This is a genomic window from Flavobacterium hydrophilum (assembly GCF_003202405.1).
In the GTDB taxonomy this organism is placed as follows: Bacteria; Bacteroidota; Bacteroidia; order Flavobacteriales; family Flavobacteriaceae; genus Flavobacterium; species Flavobacterium hydrophilum.
In genome coordinates this window covers 671,413-690,481 of record NZ_QJHL01000001.1, presented here as the reverse complement: position 1 = coordinate 690,481, position 19,069 = coordinate 671,413, and the positions used below count along the sequence as shown (strand labels likewise).

General features: G+C 38.3%; 12 protein-coding genes. All 12 read left to right on the top strand.

Annotated features, from left to right (window positions below; all coding sequences use genetic code 11):
- Nucleotides 1–28 precede the first annotated feature (28 nt).
- The 12 genes from DMB68_RS23290 (at nucleotide 29) to DMB68_RS02850 (ending at nucleotide 18,982) form a co-directional block, all read left to right on the top strand.
- Entirely contained in the window at nucleotides 29–190 is a 162-nt protein-coding gene (locus DMB68_RS23290) for a hypothetical protein (RefSeq protein ID WP_165830084.1), read from the top strand.
- Between the two features lie 154 nt (nucleotides 191–344).
- The gene (locus DMB68_RS02900; protein WP_110345162.1) at nucleotides 345–1,412 is read left to right on the top strand and encodes a sterol desaturase family protein; all 1,068 of its coding nucleotides are present in this window, start codon (nucleotides 345–347) and stop codon (nucleotides 1,410–1,412) included.
- A 7-nt stretch (nucleotides 1,413–1,419) separates the two neighbouring features.
- Nucleotides 1,420–3,372: an alkyl/aryl-sulfatase gene (locus tag DMB68_RS02895; RefSeq protein WP_165830083.1), complete on the top strand. Its 1,953-nt coding sequence runs from the start codon at nucleotides 1,420–1,422 to the stop codon at nucleotides 3,370–3,372.
- Nucleotides 3,373–3,383: 11 nt separating this feature from the next.
- Nucleotides 3,384–4,100: a thioredoxin domain-containing protein gene (locus DMB68_RS02890; protein ID WP_110345160.1), complete on the top strand. Its 717-nt coding sequence runs from the start codon at nucleotides 3,384–3,386 to the stop codon at nucleotides 4,098–4,100.
- Nucleotides 4,101–4,285: 185 nt separating this feature from the next.
- Nucleotides 4,286–5,905 (top strand): sulfatase-like hydrolase/transferase, encoded by a 1,620-nt coding sequence (locus DMB68_RS02885; RefSeq protein ID WP_110345159.1) that lies wholly within the window; start codon nucleotides 4,286–4,288, stop codon nucleotides 5,903–5,905.
- A gap of 192 nt (nucleotides 5,906–6,097) precedes the next feature.
- Nucleotides 6,098–9,154, top strand: coding sequence for a SusC/RagA family TonB-linked outer membrane protein (locus DMB68_RS02880; protein ID WP_110345158.1), 3,057 nt, complete (start codon nucleotides 6,098–6,100; stop codon nucleotides 9,152–9,154).
- Nucleotides 9,155–9,181: 27 nt separating this feature from the next.
- A complete protein-coding gene (locus DMB68_RS02875; protein ID WP_110345157.1) occupies nucleotides 9,182–10,717 on the top strand; it encodes a RagB/SusD family nutrient uptake outer membrane protein in 1,536 nt (511 codons plus the stop codon).
- Between the two features lie 24 nt (nucleotides 10,718–10,741).
- Entirely contained in the window at nucleotides 10,742–13,018 is a 2,277-nt protein-coding gene (locus DMB68_RS02870) for a sulfatase-like hydrolase/transferase (RefSeq protein WP_110345156.1), read from the top strand.
- Between the two features lie 16 nt (nucleotides 13,019–13,034).
- On the top strand, nucleotides 13,035–14,294 hold the full coding sequence (locus tag DMB68_RS02865; protein WP_110345155.1) for a hypothetical protein: 1,260 nt from the start codon (nucleotides 13,035–13,037) through the stop codon (nucleotides 14,292–14,294).
- A 12-nt stretch (nucleotides 14,295–14,306) separates the two neighbouring features.
- Entirely contained in the window at nucleotides 14,307–15,311 is a 1,005-nt protein-coding gene (locus tag DMB68_RS02860) for a glycoside hydrolase family protein (RefSeq protein WP_196783672.1), read from the top strand.
- Nucleotides 15,312–15,318: 7 nt separating this feature from the next.
- Nucleotides 15,319–16,593: an enolase C-terminal domain-like protein gene (locus DMB68_RS02855; protein WP_110345154.1), complete on the top strand. Its 1,275-nt coding sequence runs from the start codon at nucleotides 15,319–15,321 to the stop codon at nucleotides 16,591–16,593.
- A 70-nt stretch (nucleotides 16,594–16,663) separates the two neighbouring features.
- Nucleotides 16,664–18,982 (top strand): arylsulfatase, encoded by a 2,319-nt coding sequence (locus DMB68_RS02850; protein WP_110346326.1) that lies wholly within the window; start codon nucleotides 16,664–16,666, stop codon nucleotides 18,980–18,982.
- Nucleotides 18,983–19,069: the final 87 nt, after the last annotated feature.

Below are 19,069 nucleotides of genomic sequence, written 5' to 3'. Positions count from 1 at the left end.
TAATTTATCAATTTTTAAAATAAAAATCATGGCTGAAGTAAACGAAGAAATTTTCGAAATAATAACACCGGATGACAATGAGAACGAGCAGGTTTATTTCAATATATATGAATACGAAGTAATAGATGCACTGATAGTAACCGGAAAAGAACAGCCTAAAAAACAACCCGTTTATCCGGTGCTGGATTAAAAATGTTTAATTAAAAAAAATACAAATTATGAAACTAATAGATTTTCAAATTATAGGAAAAAAGATTGTGGTAGGAACAATTCTTTTTTTAGTTCCGCTCGCAATTTTAGCCGGAGGTTTAGCAATAATCAATCAATTTTTAAAATAAGAAATCATGGCAACAGTTAACAATTCAAACAAAAATCTGACAAGAGATTTAAGTATCAGTCTTTTTATCTACACATTGCCTGTAGTGGCAATTTACCTGTATTTTAAATTAAGCAACGGTCTTATAAGTGAATCGCATATTGCATTACCGGCTTTTTTAGAATTTACAAAACCGGCTTTCGAAAACATCCGTACGTGGGGATTAACCGTTTTTATGATCGTTTTGGGAATCATCGAATTTACAGCAGGTTTATATGATGACGAATGGACAGGAGAAGAACGCAAAATAGATATTGTCAGTTTTCTGGCTCCAAAATTAATTTTACCTGCAGTTATTGCTTTTTTCAGTTTGAAAGTTTTACCGGTTTTGATTCCGAATCTTGAAAATTCACTTTCATGGGTTCCGTTTTGGGGAGGTTTTTTCCTGATCGCTGTTGCGGATGATTTAACGCAGTACTGGTATCACCGTTTACACCATCAGGTTCCTTTTTTATGGCGTTTTCACAGAACACACCACTCGGCTCCGTACATGGGAATGGCGATGCTTTCGAGACAAAATTTTATCTACACAATCTTTTTCTCTCAAATATATTTAACAGCAACCTTGACCTTTTTAGGTTTAGGACTTCCTGCTTTGTTTGTTCTTGTAATAAAAAGCATCATCACCTTAACGGCACATTCGAGTATTGCCTGGGATAAACCTTTCTACAAGTACAAAGTTTTACATCCAATTGCATGGGTTTTGGAACGTTTGATTTCTACTCCAGCCACACATCACGCACATCACGCAGATACCAGCGGAGACGGTGTTGGACATTTTAAAGGCAATTTCGGAAACATGTTTTTTATTTGGGATGTCATCTTCGGAACAGGTTTGATTACGCGTCAGTTTCCAAAATCATACGGAATCAAATCCTACAAGCAGGAAGAATGGTATGCGCAGTTTCTTTGGCCGATATTCAAATCTAAAAAAGAAGGAAGCGCTCTGGCCGATGGTGTTCTTTCTGTACCATTAAAACAAAATCCAATTACTGTTTCAGAGAATCAGGCCGCTTATGAGCCGGTTCAATCTTAAAAATATCATGAAAAAAATTAATATAAGTATTTTACTTGCAGGTTTTGCTATTGCAGCAAACGCACAAACATCAAAACCTGCATCTGATTATACCCAAAAGTCGAATGAGGCTGTATATTCAAAATTAAACTTTAATGACAATGCCGATTTTGAAGATGCCAAACGAGGTTTTATAGCCACTGTTGGTGAAGGAATTGTTCGTTCAAAAAACGGAAATACGGTGGTGAACACCAATGATTTTTCTTTTATAAAAGGAAAAGCGCCTGCAACTGTAAACCCTGCATTATGGCGTCAGGGACAGCTTAATAACATCAACGGATTGTTTAAAATTACCGATGGCGTTTATCAGGTTCGTGGTATTGACGCTGCCAATATTTCGTTTATCGAAACTAAAACCGGTTATGTTGTAATTGATGCGCTGACTATTGGCGAAACCTCGACAGCAGCTTATGAATTAATAAAAAAGCATGTTGCCAATAAACCCATTTTGGCGGTGATCGTTACGCACAGTCACGGAGACCATTACGGTGGTCTGGAAGGCTTAGTTACTACAGAAGATATAAAATCCGGTAAAGTAAAATTCATTACGCCAAAAGGTTTTTACGAAGAAGCGGTGAGCGAAAATGTCCTTTTAGGAAATGTAATGCGAAGAAGAGCCGGATATCAATTTGGATTAGGTTTGGAAAGAAATGACCATTCACAGGTTGATATTGGTTTAGGAAAACCATTTTTAGGCGGTGGAAGTTCTTCTCTTTTACAGCCTAATTTCGAAATCGAAAAAACGGGTCAGAATTTAACAATTGATGGTTTGGAATTGATTTTTCAGCTTACGCCGAATTCGGAAGCACCAGCAGAATTAACTCTTTTTGCACCTTCAAAAAAAGTTTTTTTCTCTGCCGAAATTGCAAGCCATACCTATCATAATGTCCTTACTCCGCGAGGTGCTAAAACGAGAGATGCCAAAGCCTGGGCCGGATATCTGGATGAAGCGATTGATTTGTTTGGAGATAAAACCGAATTCGTAGTTCCATCACACACCTGGCCGGTTTACGGACATGACAAAGGAATTACCTTTTTGGAAAAACAACGTGATTTATACAAATATGTCCACGATCAAACGGTTCATTTAGCCAATAATGGTTTGAACAAAGATGAGATTGCCGAAGAAATAAAACTTCCGGCTGAGTTAGCTAAAGAATGGTACAACCGTGATTTTTACGGAACCGTAAAACACAATGCCAAAGCAACCTATCAATTCTATCTGGGCTGGTGGGACGGAAATCCGGCTGAATATGACAAACTTCCGCAGATTGAAGCAGCTAAAAAATATGTAGAATGGTTTGGCGGTGAAGAAAGGGCTATAAAAAAAGCAACCGAAAGTTATCAAAAAGGCGAATACCGCTGGGTTGCCGAAGTATTAAAACATGTGATTTTTGCCAATCCGAATAATACTGCTGCTAAAAATTTACAAGCCGATGCTTTTGAACAAATAGCTTATCAAAGCGAATCGGGAATCTGGAGAGATCTATATTTATCCGGTGCAAAAGAACTTCGCGAAGGCGTAATTGTTCCGAAGAATCCGGTAAACAGAACTGCAGGCTTTTTATCTTCTTTAACTCCTGAAGCCATTTTTGATTATTTATCGATTACGGTTGACGGAAATAAAGCAGGTGGAAAAGATATCAAACTTCGTTTCATTTTCCCGGAACTGAACAAAAACATATTAGTTTATCTTAAAAACGGTGTTTTGCATCAAAGCGAAAAACGCGTAAATGAGAAAGCCGAATTTACCTTAACAATTCCGAAAACCAAATTTGTACAATTATTATCTAACCCTGAAACGGCAAGGGAAATTCTGACTTCTGAAGGTGTAAGTTTTGATGGCGATCCTTTTAAATTCAGAGAACTGGCGAGTGTTTTTGAACAGGCCAATCCGTATTGGAATATTGTAACTCCTTAAAATTTAAAATCATGAAAAATATACTATTTAAAAATACGATCACAGCTCTAACCCTTTTTGTAACACTTATTGGTTTTGCCCAAAATAAAAGTTCAAATACAGTATCATTAGATGTCTATTACAGTAAAATTCAGGCCGAAAAAAATCCGCAGATTATAGATGCGAGAGGTCCGGAAGAATTTGCTTTAAACCATATTAACGGAGCCGTGAATTTTAATCTGGAATCAAAAGATTATGAACAACAGCTGGCAAAACTGGATAAGACAAAACCCGTTTTTACCTACTCTATCGGAGCCGGAAGAAGTGTCTGGCTGGCAGACGATTTATTAAAAAAGGGTTTCAAGGAAGCCTATAGTTTAGAAGGTGGAATTGCGAACTGGATTGGTAACGGAAAACCGTTTTATGCCAATTCAAAAAGCAAATTAACATTGGCAGAATACAATAAAATCATTGTTGAGAACAAAGATGTTTTAGTTGATATTGGATCTGTTTATTGCGGTGCCTGCAAAAAAGTAAAACCGGTTTTGGAAACCATAAAAGCACAATATGGTACGAATCTAAAAATCGTAGAAATTGATTTGGAAGACAATCCGCAATTTATAGCCGACCTCAAAATAATAAAAGTTTTTCCGACTCTGATATTATACAAAAACGGCAAAATCATTTTTAAGAAAGAAGGTACAGCCGATTTGAAGAAACAGGTTGATTTGGCTTTGGCACAAAATTAATACAGACCCATTCAATCATTTAGTACTAATAAGTATTACAATAAATTACGCAATTTAGTTAGGTTGTTTTTTGTTTTTTTTTGCTACCCTACAAGGTTTCAACAGCCTTGTAGGTTTATCAATTTGAAATTAATCAAATCAGCCGAATTACATACTAAAACATTTCCTTTTAAATACCACAACATATGGCAATATCTAAAAAAATTAAAAAGATTGGTTTACCAATTTTAATTGTCCTCATTATTATTTCAGCATTTTTATTCTGGCCAATCAATACTGATGGAACATTAATAAAAGCTGATGCAAAATTAGCTGAAGGAAAAACAGCATTTTTATCAAAAAAAGACACTTCCAAAACTTCAAAAAAAAAACCGAATATCATCATTCTGCTTGCTGATGATTTGGGAAAATATGACATTTCGCTGTACGGAGGAAAATCAACTCCAACTCCTCAAATAGATTCATTGGCTGCCTCAGGTGTAACTTTTACAGATGGATATGTTTCGTCTTCCATTTGTTCTCCTTCGAGAGCAGGCTTACTTACAGGTCGTTATCAGGAACGTTTCGGACATGAATATCAGCCCGGAGACCGATATCCAAAAAACAACCTCGAATATTATGCTTTCAAATATTTAATGAATACCAATAACTGGAAATTAAATGACAAAATTGAATATCCAAATGAAGCTTCAATAGCCACACAGGGTTTACCCTTATCTGAAATTACTTTTGCCGATTTGGCAAAAAAGCAAGGTTACAATACTGCTATTATCGGAAAATGGCATTTAGGACACAATAAAGGATTCTTTCCTTTGGACAGAGGTTTCGATTATCATTACGGATTTTATCAGGCGTTTTCGCTTTTTGCTCCCGAAGATGATAATCCGGATATTATCAATCATCATCACAAGGATTTTACCGATAAAATGATTTGGGGGAATGGCCGTGTTGGAATTGGACAAATTCGTCGTGATACAACCATCATAAAAGACAAGGCGTATCTAACCGAAACATTTGCTGATGAAGCAGAAGCTTTTATTGATAAAAATAAAACAAAACCATTTTTACTTTATGTTCCGTTTAATGCGCCTCATACACCTTTTCAGGTTCGCAAGAAATATTACGACCGTTTTCCGAATGTAAAAGACGAAAACAAACGCGTTTATTTTGCTATGATCAGCGCTCTGGATGATGCTATTGGAAGAATCGTTGCCAAAGTAAAAAAAGAAGGTCTGGAAGAAAATACCTTAATCATTTTTGCCAGTGACAACGGTGGTGCCGATTATACTTTTGCTACTACAAACGCACCACTTAAAGGCGGTAAATTCTCCCATTTCGAAGGCGGAATCAATGTTCCGTTTGCACTTTCGTGGAAGGGAAAAATCAAACCACATACCGTTTACAAAACACCTGTGAGTTCTCTGGATATTTTTAGTACGATTGCAGCTGCTATACATTCTGATTTGCCAAAAGACAGGGTTTATGACGGAGTTGATTTAATAAGTACAGTGAACAATAACAAAGAAGCACACAAAAATTTATACTGGCGTTCCGGCGATGCCAAAGCCATCAGAAGCGGTGACTGGAAACTGATTATCAGCGGAAAAACACATCAGCAATGGCTATATAATCTGGCATCTGATAAATCAGAAAAAACAGACTTAGCCCAAAAAAATCCTTCAAAAGTCAAAGAACTCCAAACTGCTTTACAAAACTGGGAAAAAGGACTCATAAAACCTTTATGGCCAAATTTAACCTACTATGAATTTAATTTTGGCACTCAAAAATATTTTGTCGATTTGTAATTTATCAAAACTGACAAACAAAAAGTATGTATCACCTTAAAATAAAAAAAATGAAAAGAATCTGTTGTTAATAAAAAAACCATTTCTGCGGGAACAGAAATGGCAAGGCTCAAAAAGAATATTCATATCTAAAAGGAATGCAAAAATCTGGAAAATCACTGCATCCTTTCTTTATTAAACCAAAACAAAGTAATGAAAAAAAAGTTATATCTATTTTCATTTCTCAGCATATTTATGATTACGCTGGGAATTAATGCGCAGACCACTACTCCACTTATTCAGTCCAAACTGGAAGGAACTGTGGTCGATCAAACTACAAATGAACCCATAATAGGAGCTTCGATAAATATTAAAGGAACAACGCATGGTGTACAAACTGATTTAGACGGAAAATTTTATTTCCAGACAGGACAAAAACTTCCTTACACATTAATAGTAAGTTTTGTTGGGTACAAAACAAAAGAACTGGTTGTCGATGGAAGTCCTGTTCGTATTACCTTATCAGCAGATGTACAGGAGCTGACAGACGTTCTTATCGTGGGTTATGGTACTCAAAAGAAAAAGGATTACACCGGTTCACTTTCTTCTATCCCAACTGAATTAAAAGCATTGCCTGTACTATCAGTAGACAGACTTCTTCAGGGTGGAATTTCAGGTGCTCAGGTTACACAATCAAGTGGTCAGCCTGGTGCCGGAACTTCAGTGCGAATCCGTGGAGGTACTTCCATTATTGCCGGTAACGAACCGCTTTATGTAATTGACGGTTTTCCGGTTTATAATGGAGATGGTGCGATTGATTCAGGTGTAACCAGCGGACCAAGCATCAATCCTTTGTCCAGCCTTAACCCTTCTGAAATTGAATCGGTTGACGTATTAAAAGATGCATCTGCTACGGCTATTTATGGATCCCGTGGTGCAAACGGAGTTATTTTGATTACGACCAAAAGAGGCAAGAAAAGCCAAATGGCGGTTACCTATGACGCTTATTACGGGGTTCAAAATGTGATTAGTACCATTCCGATGTTAAATGCAGAGCAATGGGGCTATTTGAAAAATGATGCCTTAAAAGATTCCGGAAAAGCTCCGTTGTATACTCAGGAACAGCTTGATCAATTGGGCGTTGGTACCAACTGGCAGGATGAAGCGTTTACAGAAGCTCCGATACAAAATCACTCTATTTCTGTTACGGCAGGTTCTGATAAAACAAGGCTTTTAGTTTCAGGAAATTATTTTAAACAAGAAGGAGTTCTTATAAATTCAGGTTTTGACCGTTACTCGGGAAGACTGAATATTGATCATGATTTTACTGATAAATTCAAATTTGGATTAAGTCTGAGCGGAAGTATAACCCATGCCGATGTTGCTCCTGATGGTGTAGTTCAAAACATATTGGCTATGGTTCCGGTTGTTCCGGTGCGCGATGCGAATGGAGAATTCACTGTAAACAGCAGTTATGGTGCGGCAGTAGCAAATCCGATAGCAACAATGACAAAACAAATAAATGAAACCAAAACGAATCGGTTTTTATTTAACGGTTTTGGAGAATACAAAATAATTGAAGGCTTAACAGCAAAAGTATCGCTGGGAACGGATATTATTGAGAACAAACAAAACAGATACATCCCTTCTACTCTGTATGAAAGCCCGGCTGGCGGGAGTGCTTCAAAAGGATCACTATCCTCTCTTAACTGGCTGAATGAAAACACAATAAGCTATAAAAAGAAGTTTGGCGAAAAACATGCGTTTGATATTCTTGCCGGATACACGCAACAAAAAACGACTTCAGAAGTATTTCGTGCAGGAGCATCCAATTTTGCAAGTGATGAGTTTACCTATAATAATCTGGGATCGGGTACTGTAATAACCGCTCCGGCATCTTCTGCCAGCGAATGGTCACTTCAATCCTATCTTGCCAGACTTAACTACGGATTTGATGAACGTTATCTTTTTACTTTCACGGTTCGTGCTGATGGTTCTTCCCGATTTGGTGCAGACAACAAATGGGGTACATTCCCTTCAGCAGCTTTTGCCTGGAACATTTCGAATGAAAGCTTCCTGAAAGACACAGAAGAAATTAGTTCATTAAAACTCCGATTAAGTGCCGGTTTAACCGGAAATCAGGAGATTAGCCCTTATCAGTCGGTAGCGAGACTTTCTTATTATCCGTATGTGTTTTCAAATACACTGGTACCCGGTTTTTCACCAAGCAGTTTTGAGAATCCTAATCTTGGATGGGAAAAAACAACACAATATAACTTAGGCACAGATATATCCTTATTCAACAATCGAATCAACCTGACTGCCGATGTTTATTACAAAAAAACAGAAGATTTACTGTTAGAAGTGCCAATTCCTTATAGTTCCGGACTGGAAAGTGCTTTTCAAAACTTAGGATCGGTTGAGAATAAAGGTGTTGAATTGAGTTTGAAAACCCTGAATTTTGTGGGTGAGTTTGAATGGACGAGTAACTTAATTTATTCGGCTAACCGAAACAAAGTACTAAGTCTTGGCAACGGAATTGATTTCTTTATTCCTGTTAATCCGGCAACTACCACAACACCTTCGGGAATTGTAAAAGTGGGTGAACCTTTGGGATCTTTTTACATGTACAAATTTGATGGCTTGTATCAGGAAGGAGATGACTTTTCTGCTTCTCCATTAGCAAATACAAAAGCAGGAAGTCAAAAATTTAAGGATTTAAATAATGACGGAAAAATTACACAGGCAGATGACAGAACAGTTGTAGGGAATTCAGAACCACTGTTTCTATTGAGTTTTACCAACACTTTCCGTTACAAAAATTTTGATTTGGTTGTTTTCATTAACTCTTCTTATGGAAATAAAATTTTCAACAGATCAGCAGCAGATTATGAGTTAGGTACAGGTTTTACAGGAGCTTATGCGACATTATTGGACAGATGGACTCCTACCAATACGGATACCCGTATCCATCGTGCTGTTGAAGATCCTTCAGCAGTATTATCAGATCGCTATGTTGAAGACGGCTCCTACATTAGATTCAAGAACATCTCTTTAGGCTACACTTTGCCTAAGAAAGTAGCGTCTTATCTGGGGCTTAATAGTGCCCGCGTTTATGTTGCCGGACAAAACCTAATCACTTTTACAGATTATTCAGGTTATGATCCGGAAGTAAACAGAAACGGACAGGCCGCACTTAACTCAGGAGTTGACGTTGGTATTTATCCCGGAACTAAAACAGTTTTAGGAGGCATTAATGTTAGTTTCTAAAACCTAATAAATTAAATAATATTCAAAATGAAAAAAATATATAGTTTACTTATTGCTATTTCACTTGGTTTAGCAGCATGTACCACACTAGAAGAAGATCCCCAATCTTTTATTTCACCCGGACAATTCTACAAAACAGCAAATGATGCCGTTGCAGCGGTGAATGCAATTTATTTCCACTTAAATCAAAATGATATTGTGGGACAGCCAATCTATAACTCGCTTTATAATACCGGAATGGATTTTATGACGGATGATTTGAGTGCCGGACCGGGTTCACCAAATCCGGATGTTAGGTCACTTTCGGCTTTAACGCATTCTTCTACTTTAATTCGTGGAAAAGAAAGCTGGCAGCAGCATTATTCTGGTATAAACAAGGCTAATGTTGCCATTGAAAGAATACCGGGAATTACAATGGATGAAAAATTAAAGAGCAGATTACTTGGTGAAGCCCGATTCCTGCGTGCCTTGTATTATTTCGATTTAGTGAGACAATTTGGAGGAGTACCATTACTATTGACGGATCAAACTCAACTTTCAGTTGAAGAGCTGCAAGTACCACGTAACACCGCAGATGAAGTTTATGCGCAGATAATTACTGATTTAAAGGAATCCGCAAACTCGTTTAAGGCCGGATCGACAGGAGAACTTGGACGCGCAACAGAAGGTGCAGCAAAATCCTTATTATCAAAAGTATACCTTACAAAACGTGATTGGGCGAATGCAATTACTACAGCTGAAGAAGTAATAAATGGCGCATATGGATATAAGTTACTAGACGACTATTCACAAGTATTTTTGCCGGCTTACAAAAACAGCAAAGAACATATTTTTTCGGTTCAGTTTAATTCTGCCGCCAACATTACAAATGCAGTAACTGCCAGGGATATTGCAACCGGAATACCTGGTTTGAAAGGTTCTTATGGGGATCAGTTAACTTTTTATACCAAAGGAACAGATAAATATTTCAGCATTTATAAATTATACACTGCCAAAGACAAAAGACGTAATGTAAGTTTTGTGACCAGATACAAAAGCCCGACAAATGGTAAGTGGTACGGAAATCTGCATGATAGTAAAGTTCCGGGCGATTCTATTCCTTACCTCAACAAATATTGGGATCCAAATTACGCAAGTACAGGAAAATCAGAAGCTAATGCCAATTTACTTCGTTTTGCTGAAGTATTGTTAATCCATTCAGAAGCTGAAAATGAATTAAACGGTCCGACTGAAAAAGCCTATACTTCGCTTAATAAAGTAAGGAAAAGAGCAGGTTTGGACGACCTTACAACGGGTTTGACAAAAGATGAGTTCCGTGAAGCCGTTTACCTTGACAGAAGATTAGAACTGGTTGGAGAATACCAACGCTATTTTGACCTTATCCGTCAAACGGGAAGTGAAGTTACCGGTGTTGGTCCTGAAGGAAGAGGTACGCTGCTAAAGAATCTACAGGCAGTCGGGAAAACAAACGTGGCTGCAAGACATTATTTATTTCCGATCCCTCAATTTGAAATTGAAAGAAATAAAAAACTAAAAGATGCACAAAACCCAGGTTGGGAATAACCAACACTTTAAAAATATATACAGATGAAAATCAATAAAATTTTAATTGCAACAGTTGCATTCTTGGGAGCAAATACTGCCCTCGTAGCACAGCATGAACCTATTCAGCCCTTTCAGGGGAAAGTTGGAAAAACACTTGACGAATCAACTCAGTGGTGGCCCGAAAAAGTAAAGGCCAAAAAAGATGCTCCCAATGTATTATGGATTCTGCTTGACGACGCCGGTTTTGGCTCTTCATCAGCTTTTGGAGGTTTAGTCGAAACGCCAAATTTTGAAGCCCTTGCTAACAATGGTCTGCGTTATACCAATTTTCATACAACCGGTATCTGCAGCCCAACAAGAGCGGCATTGTTAACCGGACGAAACCATCACAAAGTAGCAATGGGACATCATGCCGAATTAGGAATTGGTGAACCTGGTTATCTGGGTGAGATTCCGTTGGAAGCCGGAACTGTTGCCGAAATTTTTCGTGAAAACGGCTACAATACCTTTGCATTAGGTAAATGGCATGGCATACAACCAGCTCAGCAAAGCCTTAACGGTCCTTTTAACCGCTATCCAACAGGACGTGGATTCGAACAATTCTACGGATTTTATGGCGGTGCAACAGACCAGTGGCATCCACAGCTTAGTGATGGTATCAATGAAATAAATATTGAACCCAATACCAAACATTTAAATGAACTATTGGCTGACAAAGCCATTTCGTACATTGCCAATCAAAAATCAACTGATCCTGAAAAACCATTTTTTGTGTATTATGCTACGGGTGCAACGCATTCCCCACACCATGTTGCGAAAGAATGGAGCGATAAATACAAAGGTAAGTTCGACAAAGGCTGGGACTGGTACCGTCAGGAAGTATTCAAACGACAAACTGCTCAGGGATTGTTGCAAAAAGGGACTGTTTTACCTCCGCGTCAGGCAGGTGTACAGGATTGGAATAGTCTTTCTGCTGATGAGAAGAAAGTATATGCCCGTTTCATGGAAAATTATGCTGGTTTCCTTGCCTACACCGACCATGAAATCGGACGTGTAGTGGACTTTCTAAAACGTTCAGACTTATTGGATAATACACTGATTTTTTTAATAATTGGTGATAACGGAGGCAGTAAAGAAGGAACTTATACAGGTTCTCTGGGCATTGGAGAACGCAATATTACTGGCAATATTCAGTTTTTGCAGGACAATTTAGATAAAATCGGAACAGAAAAATCAAATCCCAATTATCCGTTAGGATGGTCACAGGCTTGTAATACTCCTTTTAGATACTGGAAAAGTGATGCCAACAGCGAAGGCGCGACACACAATCCGTTGATTGTGAGCTGGCCAAACGGAATAAAAGAAAAAGGTGGTATACGTACACAATACAGTCACGTTTCGGATATTTTGCCTACAACAGTTGAGCTTGCAAAAGTTAGTGTTCCGGAAGTAATTAATGGATATCCGCAATGGCCAATTCAGGGAACAAGTTTTGCTTTTTCTTTCAACGACGGAAAGGCGCCAACACGCCATCATGTACAATACTATGAACTTCATGGCGGTCGTTCAATTTATAAAGATGGCTGGAAAGCAAGTGTTTATCATCCGAGAAATTATTCCGGAGATACTGCAAACACAGATCCGAATTTTAACCCACGCCCTTTCAGTCAGGACAAATGGGAACTTTATAACCTGAATGAAGACTGGAATGAAATTAATGACTTAGCAGCAAAGAATCCGGAAAAGCTGAAAGAACTTCAGGATTTGTTTGACAGCGAAGCCAAAAATAATAACGTATATCCTTTACACAGTTATCAGGAAGGATTGGCCAAGCCTGTAATTAAGCCTAAAACGGTAATTCTTGAAGGAGTATCACAAAAAATTCAGGTCAATATTGGAAAAGGAGCTGTAACCATTACTGCTAATATCGAGACTTCTGCAAAAACTGACGAAGGCGTAATATTTGCAAACGGCGGACTATTGGGTGGTTCCAGCCTCTATATCAAAGACGGAAAATTACAATATATCCTGAACAATGGCTTGGAAGAAAAAATCCTGACATCATCAAAACCAATCCAGATTGGTAAAAACACCATCAAATTGGAATATACCGATTCGAAAAGTATCGTATTGTCTCTAAATGGTGAAAAAGTAGCCGAAGAAAGTAATATCAACCGTGCAAAATACATAAACAGTATATCCGGTGAAGGAATTAGCGTTGGTAAAGATTTAAATTCTCCGGTGACCAAATCCTATCCTGCACCGTTTGATTTTAAAGGAAAAGTTACCAAGATTGTGATTGAACAAAGTGTGCAATAATTATTTTGAACGAACTATGAAATCAAAATATTCAATCCTTGCAATTTTCCTGTTATATGGAATCACAACATTCGGTCAGAACAAACCGGAAGTTGATTATTTTAAAGGTAGCGAACTGTTTTCAACCGTCCAAAAATTTGTTTCCTTAGGTGAACATCGCACCGGAACACCAACCGATCTGGCTACTTCAGATTGGTTGGGTAAGGAACTTGTTTCTTATGGATACGATGTAAAATATCTGGAATTTCCTATTCGGCAATTTTTTCCGGAAAAAGTATCACTATCAAACGGAAAGGAAATTATAAAAGCTTTTCCGTTATGGTGGGTAAACGAGAATATTAGTCGTACTGTGACTGGTACCTTAGTGGTTGCAGACAAAGGCAAAACGCTTAAAAACAATATCGCTTTAATTCATCTTCCGCTTAAACAACAAGGACCGAATCAAAAAAAATATATTGATTCGATTATTAATGTGGGAGTTAAGGGCATCGTTGCTATAACCGACAATCCCTCGGGTGAAATTGAAGCATACAATACCAACAAAGATCAGCAGCCATGGAAAGTGCCGATTATTTTAATTGCACCAAAGGATAGTACTAAAGCGCTGGAGTTTGTAAAAAACGGCAAAGCGGCTACGCTTTCTATTAACGGCACTTTTAAAGAGGTAAAAGGCCGTAATGTTTATGGTACGATTGGAAACGGGGATCAGTACATTGTAATCTCCACTCCTATTAGTGGATGGTTTACTTGTGGTGGAGAACGTGGCTCGGGTATCGCCATTTGGTTATCACTGGCGAAATGGGCTGCTGCCCAAAAATCGAAATATACCTTTGTGTTTACCGGCAATTCAGGTCATGAACATGCTTTTAAAGGTGCGCACGAATATTTGGAGCAAAATGCACCGCCAGTAGAAAAAACACATTTGTGGATTCATTTTGGAGCGGGGGCAGCAACCCTGGAATACAAAACGACTGCTTCAGGATTAGTTAAACAAACCAATGTTGATCCAAAACGTAGATTCTTCTTTAATGATCTTGTAAAAAATTCCTTCAACAATGCATTTGCAGGAATTGATGCGGTGAAAGTTTTGGCAAATGAAAATCCGGGAGGAGAACTAATTTATGTGGCAAAAAAAGGATATAAAAGATTTGCAGGCGTATCGTATGCCCATCCGTTTTTTCATGTGAAAACTGATGATGCTACTACTACTTCTCCGGAAATTTTAGAAGAAACAGCAAAGGCTTTCAGAGATTTCATCAAAGAAGACATTAAATAGTAAAACGAAAAAATGAAAATACATACCTTAATTTCAATCCTTTTAATAACTATAGCTGTAAAAGCTCAGGAGAAAATCAGTTTTAAGCGATTCGATACAAATCCAATCATTACTCCTGCTATGCTTGGCCCTGACGGAGAGAATATCAATGGACCATCACTCCTTAAAGTTCCGGAATGGCTGCCTAATAAATTGGGTAAATATTACCTGTATTTTGCACATCATCAGGGCAAATACATCAGATTGGCTTATGCCGATGATTTAAAAGGCCCCTGGAAAATATACCAGCCCGGTAGTTTGAAAACGACAGACTGTCGCTGCAAAGACGGTGCAGGCAAGGCAAATCCAGATAATAAAGGAGAAGTTTATCTTTCGAATGCGCATATTGCTTCACCGGATATTCACATAGATGAAGTCAATAAACGTCTGGTTTTGTATTTCCATTGCCCGTTAAATCACGAAGGCAAAAAAGGGCAGTATTCGCTGAGAGCAACTTCTGTTGATGGTATACATTTTAATCCAGACACAACCGTTTTAGGGGAGTCGTATTTTAGAGTTTTTGACTGGAAAGGAACCCGGTATGCCGTAGCCAGAGCCGGTCAATTCTACCGTTCAACCGATGGAGGTTTAACATTTGAAGAAGGTCCTAACCCATTTAATAAAAATCAGAACGAGCAAAATTACCTCCGACATGCAGCCTTAAAAGTGGAAGGGGATAATTTATTGGTTTTCTACTCCAAAATAGGCGACAAGCCCGAGAGTATCCTGCTTTCTAAAATTAAACTGACAGAGAATTGGAAAGACTGGACCCCCACTGCTCCGGTAATTGTTGCCCAACCTGCAGAAGATTATGAAGGAGTCAAACTGCCCATTACAGTTTCAAATGCAGGTTCATTTAGTGGATTGGTACGTGAACTTCGCGATCCGGCTTTCTTTGAGGAAAATGGAAAATGGTACTTGCTTTATACCGTAGGCGGTGAAAGTGGAATTGGTATTGGAGAACTAAGTTTAAAATAAAGAGACAATGAATAAAACATCCAATTCTTCACGACGATCGTTTTTAAAAATGGCTGGATTAGGGGCTGCTATGCCGCTGGTTCCTTCAGCAATGTCCGCTTTTCCTAATTCCCATTCTGAACCAAATTCCGGAAATAAGCTGTTAGTAACGGAGATCAAAGTTTATAAAGTAAAAGTCAACCAAAGGGGAAGCTGGTATTTCATTGAACTGATTACCGATAAAGGTTTATCCGGATTTGGTGAAGCGTCGCATGCTTTCGGTGGTTTTTCTGGTGAAGGAGACAAAGCCCTGCATCAGGAACTATCCTACTTCTTTGAACTTGTCAAAGGCCAATCGCCTTTCAATATTGAACAATTCAGGCAACGTGCCTGGAAGAGAGCAATTCAGTCCAAAATTTCCGGCACAGCATTTAGTGGCATTGAACAGGCACTTTGGGATTTAAAAGGCAAAGCCCTCGGTGTTCCTGTATATGAACTGCTGGGTGGTAAACTACGAGACACAGTTAAAGTATATGCCAATATAAACCGTGCCAATAACGATAAAGAAAATAGCGGACACCGATCAGTAGCCAACTTTCAGCGCAACGCCGAACAAGCCCTGAAAAATGGATTTAAGGCTGTTAAACTGGCTCCTTTTGACGAAATGGCTCCGTTACCTTCTTCCCCATCAAAGTTGAAAGAGGATATTGATTATGCCGTGAATTGTATTCAAACCATTCGCCAAACCATTGGTAATGATGTTGAATTACTTATTGATGTTCATAGTCATTTAAACCGCGATTTAGCCATTGAAACAGCCAAACGGCTTGAAACCTTTAACCTTTATTGGTTTGAAGAGCCTGTAAATCCTGAAAAATTTGTTCAGGAAACCAAAGAAATTAAAGATAATATCAAACAAAATCTGGCCGGTGGTGAAGCCATTTTTGGGGTTGAAGGTTTTGCTCCTTTGCTAAAAACAAATGCATTGAGCATCATTATGCCTGATGTAAAACATTGCGGTGGCTTACAAGAACTGAAAAATATTTCCTCCATAGCTAATGCTTTGGGCGGAGTAAGTGTTGCACCCCATAACCCAAGCGGACCTGTTGCAACAGCGGCTTCGGCACATTTGTGCGCGAATATCCCAAATTTTGCCATTCTCGAATTGGCATATGGCGAAGTGCCTTGGCGTGACGAACTTATTAGTCCTCATGAACAGTTTGTAAACGGAAACATTATCGTAAATGACGATCCCGGTTTTGGCTTTACACTGAATAAAAAACTGATTGAAACTTTGATTTAATATTCGAAAAAAATTAAAAATGTTCCAATTACATCAAAGAGGAAATAAAATAACTTCTAAAAAATTTACAATGAATAAAAAAATAATTTTCAGAGCTGGGTTTAGTATGCTTTTCGCATCTTCCATATTGATGAATGCTTATGGACAGCAATCGGAACAATTAACTTCTGATAAAGAATTTAAAGGAAAAATTGGAAGAACTGTCGCTGAGTCGCAAGAGTATCATCCCGAAAAGAAAAAAGCACCGGCAGGAGCACCAAACGTGATTGTTTTCCTGATTGATGATGCGGGTTATGGTACTGCAAGTGCTTTTGGAGGACTTATGGAGACTCCGGTATTAGACAGTTTGGCCAACAATGGAATTCGTTATACCAATTTCCACTCAACGGGCGTATGTTCTCCTACACGAGCTGCTTTACTAACGGGTAGAAACCATCATTCGGTACACATGGGAACTCTGAATTATAGCTCAAGTGGATTTCCGGGTTATGATGCTATCATGCCAGGAGATAAAGCAACGATTGCCGAGGTATTACATGAAAACAATTACAACTCCTTTGCTGTCGGTAAATATCATGTAGCTCCGCTTGATGAAATTACCGCAAATGGTCCTTTTGACAGATGGGCTGTCGGTCGTGGTTTCGATCATTTTTATGGGTTTCAGTTAGGCCATACAGATCAGTATCATCCGAACTTATACGAGGATAGAAAAGTCATCGATATTGAACCTAACAACAAACATTTAACTACATTATTGGCAGATAAAGCTATTAGTTATATTGCCAATCAAAAGTCTATACAACCCGAAAAACCGTTTTTCCTTTATTTTGCTACCGGAGCGATTCACTCACCTCATCAGGTAGATAAAAAATGGAGCGATTTGTACAAAGGTAAATTCGACAAAGGCTGGGACTGGTATCGTGAAGAAGTTTTTGCACGTCAAAAAAGACTGGGTGTAATACCTGCAAATGCCGTATTACCGGATCGTGATCCAACAGTAAAAGCATGGGACAGCTTAACTCCGGAACAGAGAAAAGTATACGCCCGCTTTATGGAAGTGTATGCCGGATTTTTAACCCATGCCGATTATGAATTTGGACGTATTGTTAACTATCTGAAAGAAATTGGACAGTCAGATAATACGGTTATTCTGGTAAGTATTGGCGATAATGGCTCAAGCCATAGTCCAACGAATGGATCTTTCAATGGTTACATCAGCAGTCTGGATGAAGACAAACAAATAGCTGAACTTTATAAAAATATTGATAAAATCGGGACAGAACATTCGTTTGAAGATGCACCTGCGGGATGGACACAAGCCACAAACACTCCTTTCCGCTTATGGAAAGCTGATCCTAATAGTGAAGGAGGAACTCACCAGCCGCTTATTGTGAATTATCCAAACGGTGGATTTAAAAAAGGTGCCATCCACAATCAATATGGCCACGTAATTGATATAGCCCCGACTATTTACGAATTAACGGGTGCAAAAGTACCAGAGGTTATCAAAGGCTACAAACAACAGCCAATAGAAGGTACCAGTTTGGTTTATTCCTTTAAAAATGCTGAAGCCCCAAACCGTCACACTGTTCAGTATTATGAACTTTTTGGAAAAAGAGCGATTGTTAAAGAGGGTTGGAAAGCTTCTGTTTTTCATAAATCGGGAACAGATTTTTCTAAGGATGTGTGGGAGCTGTACAATCTGAACGAAGATTTTAACGAACGTATCGATCTGGCTGCTAAATTCCCTGAAAAGGTAAAAGAACTACAAGACTTATTTGATGCCGAAGCCATTAAGCACAATGTATATCCATTGAACGACAATGCATTGGGACACAGTGCCGGCGGAAGAGAACGCAGTCCATTTGGATTGAAAAACAAGGTGGTTTTATATCCGGGAATCGATCAGTTTCTTACGTACAGCGGACCGCAATTTCAAAATGATCCCTTCTCCATCACTGCCGATATTGAGTTAAAATCAAAAACAGAACAAGGAGTTCTTTTTGCTATCGGTTCTGAATTTGACGGCTTAAGTTTGTTTATCAAGGATGGAAAATTCATTGTGGCCCATAACTCCGGAAGTATCATTAAACATTTGGAATCAAATATTCCGGTTCCTGTCGGGAAATCAAAACTAAAATTTGAGTTCAACTATATTGCACCTATAAAGGGGAATAAAGACCGAAATCTTCCTGCCGGAACAGAATCCATCTATATCAACGACAAAAAAGTAGCAGAAAGACAAATTACAGCATCCGAAGGTAGAATTGGTATTTATAAAGATGGTATTGATGTAGGTGCAGACCGAAATTCTCCTGTTTCAGATAAATACAAAGTTCCGTTTAATTTTTCAGGAAAGTTGAATAACGTAACTATAGAATATAAATAAGTTTAACACAAAGCGATCAGTTCAGCACGGATTGATCGCTTTGTATTTAAAAAAACAAAAGAAGTGATCGTTATATTAAATCAAGTT

Coding starts and splice junctions, on each gene's coding strand:
- DMB68_RS23290 (WP_165830084.1), top strand. CDS start 29: ATGGCTGAAGTAAACGAAGAAATTTTCGAAATAATAACACCGGATGAC.
- DMB68_RS02900 (WP_110345162.1), top strand. CDS start 345: ATGGCAACAGTTAACAATTCAAACAAAAATCTGACAAGAGATTTAAGT.
- DMB68_RS02895 (WP_165830083.1), top strand. CDS start 1,420: ATGAAAAAAATTAATATAAGTATTTTACTTGCAGGTTTTGCTATTGCA.
- DMB68_RS02890 (WP_110345160.1), top strand. CDS start 3,384: ATGAAAAATATACTATTTAAAAATACGATCACAGCTCTAACCCTTTTT.
- DMB68_RS02885 (WP_110345159.1), top strand. CDS start 4,286: ATGGCAATATCTAAAAAAATTAAAAAGATTGGTTTACCAATTTTAATT.
- DMB68_RS02880 (WP_110345158.1), top strand. CDS start 6,098: ATGAAAAAAAAGTTATATCTATTTTCATTTCTCAGCATATTTATGATT.
- DMB68_RS02875 (WP_110345157.1), top strand. CDS start 9,182: ATGAAAAAAATATATAGTTTACTTATTGCTATTTCACTTGGTTTAGCA.
- DMB68_RS02870 (WP_110345156.1), top strand. CDS start 10,742: ATGAAAATCAATAAAATTTTAATTGCAACAGTTGCATTCTTGGGAGCA.
- DMB68_RS02865 (WP_110345155.1), top strand. CDS start 13,035: ATGAAATCAAAATATTCAATCCTTGCAATTTTCCTGTTATATGGAATC.
- DMB68_RS02860 (WP_196783672.1), top strand. CDS start 14,307: ATGAAAATACATACCTTAATTTCAATCCTTTTAATAACTATAGCTGTA.
- DMB68_RS02855 (WP_110345154.1), top strand. CDS start 15,319: ATGAATAAAACATCCAATTCTTCACGACGATCGTTTTTAAAAATGGCT.
- DMB68_RS02850 (WP_110346326.1), top strand. CDS start 16,664: ATGAATAAAAAAATAATTTTCAGAGCTGGGTTTAGTATGCTTTTCGCA.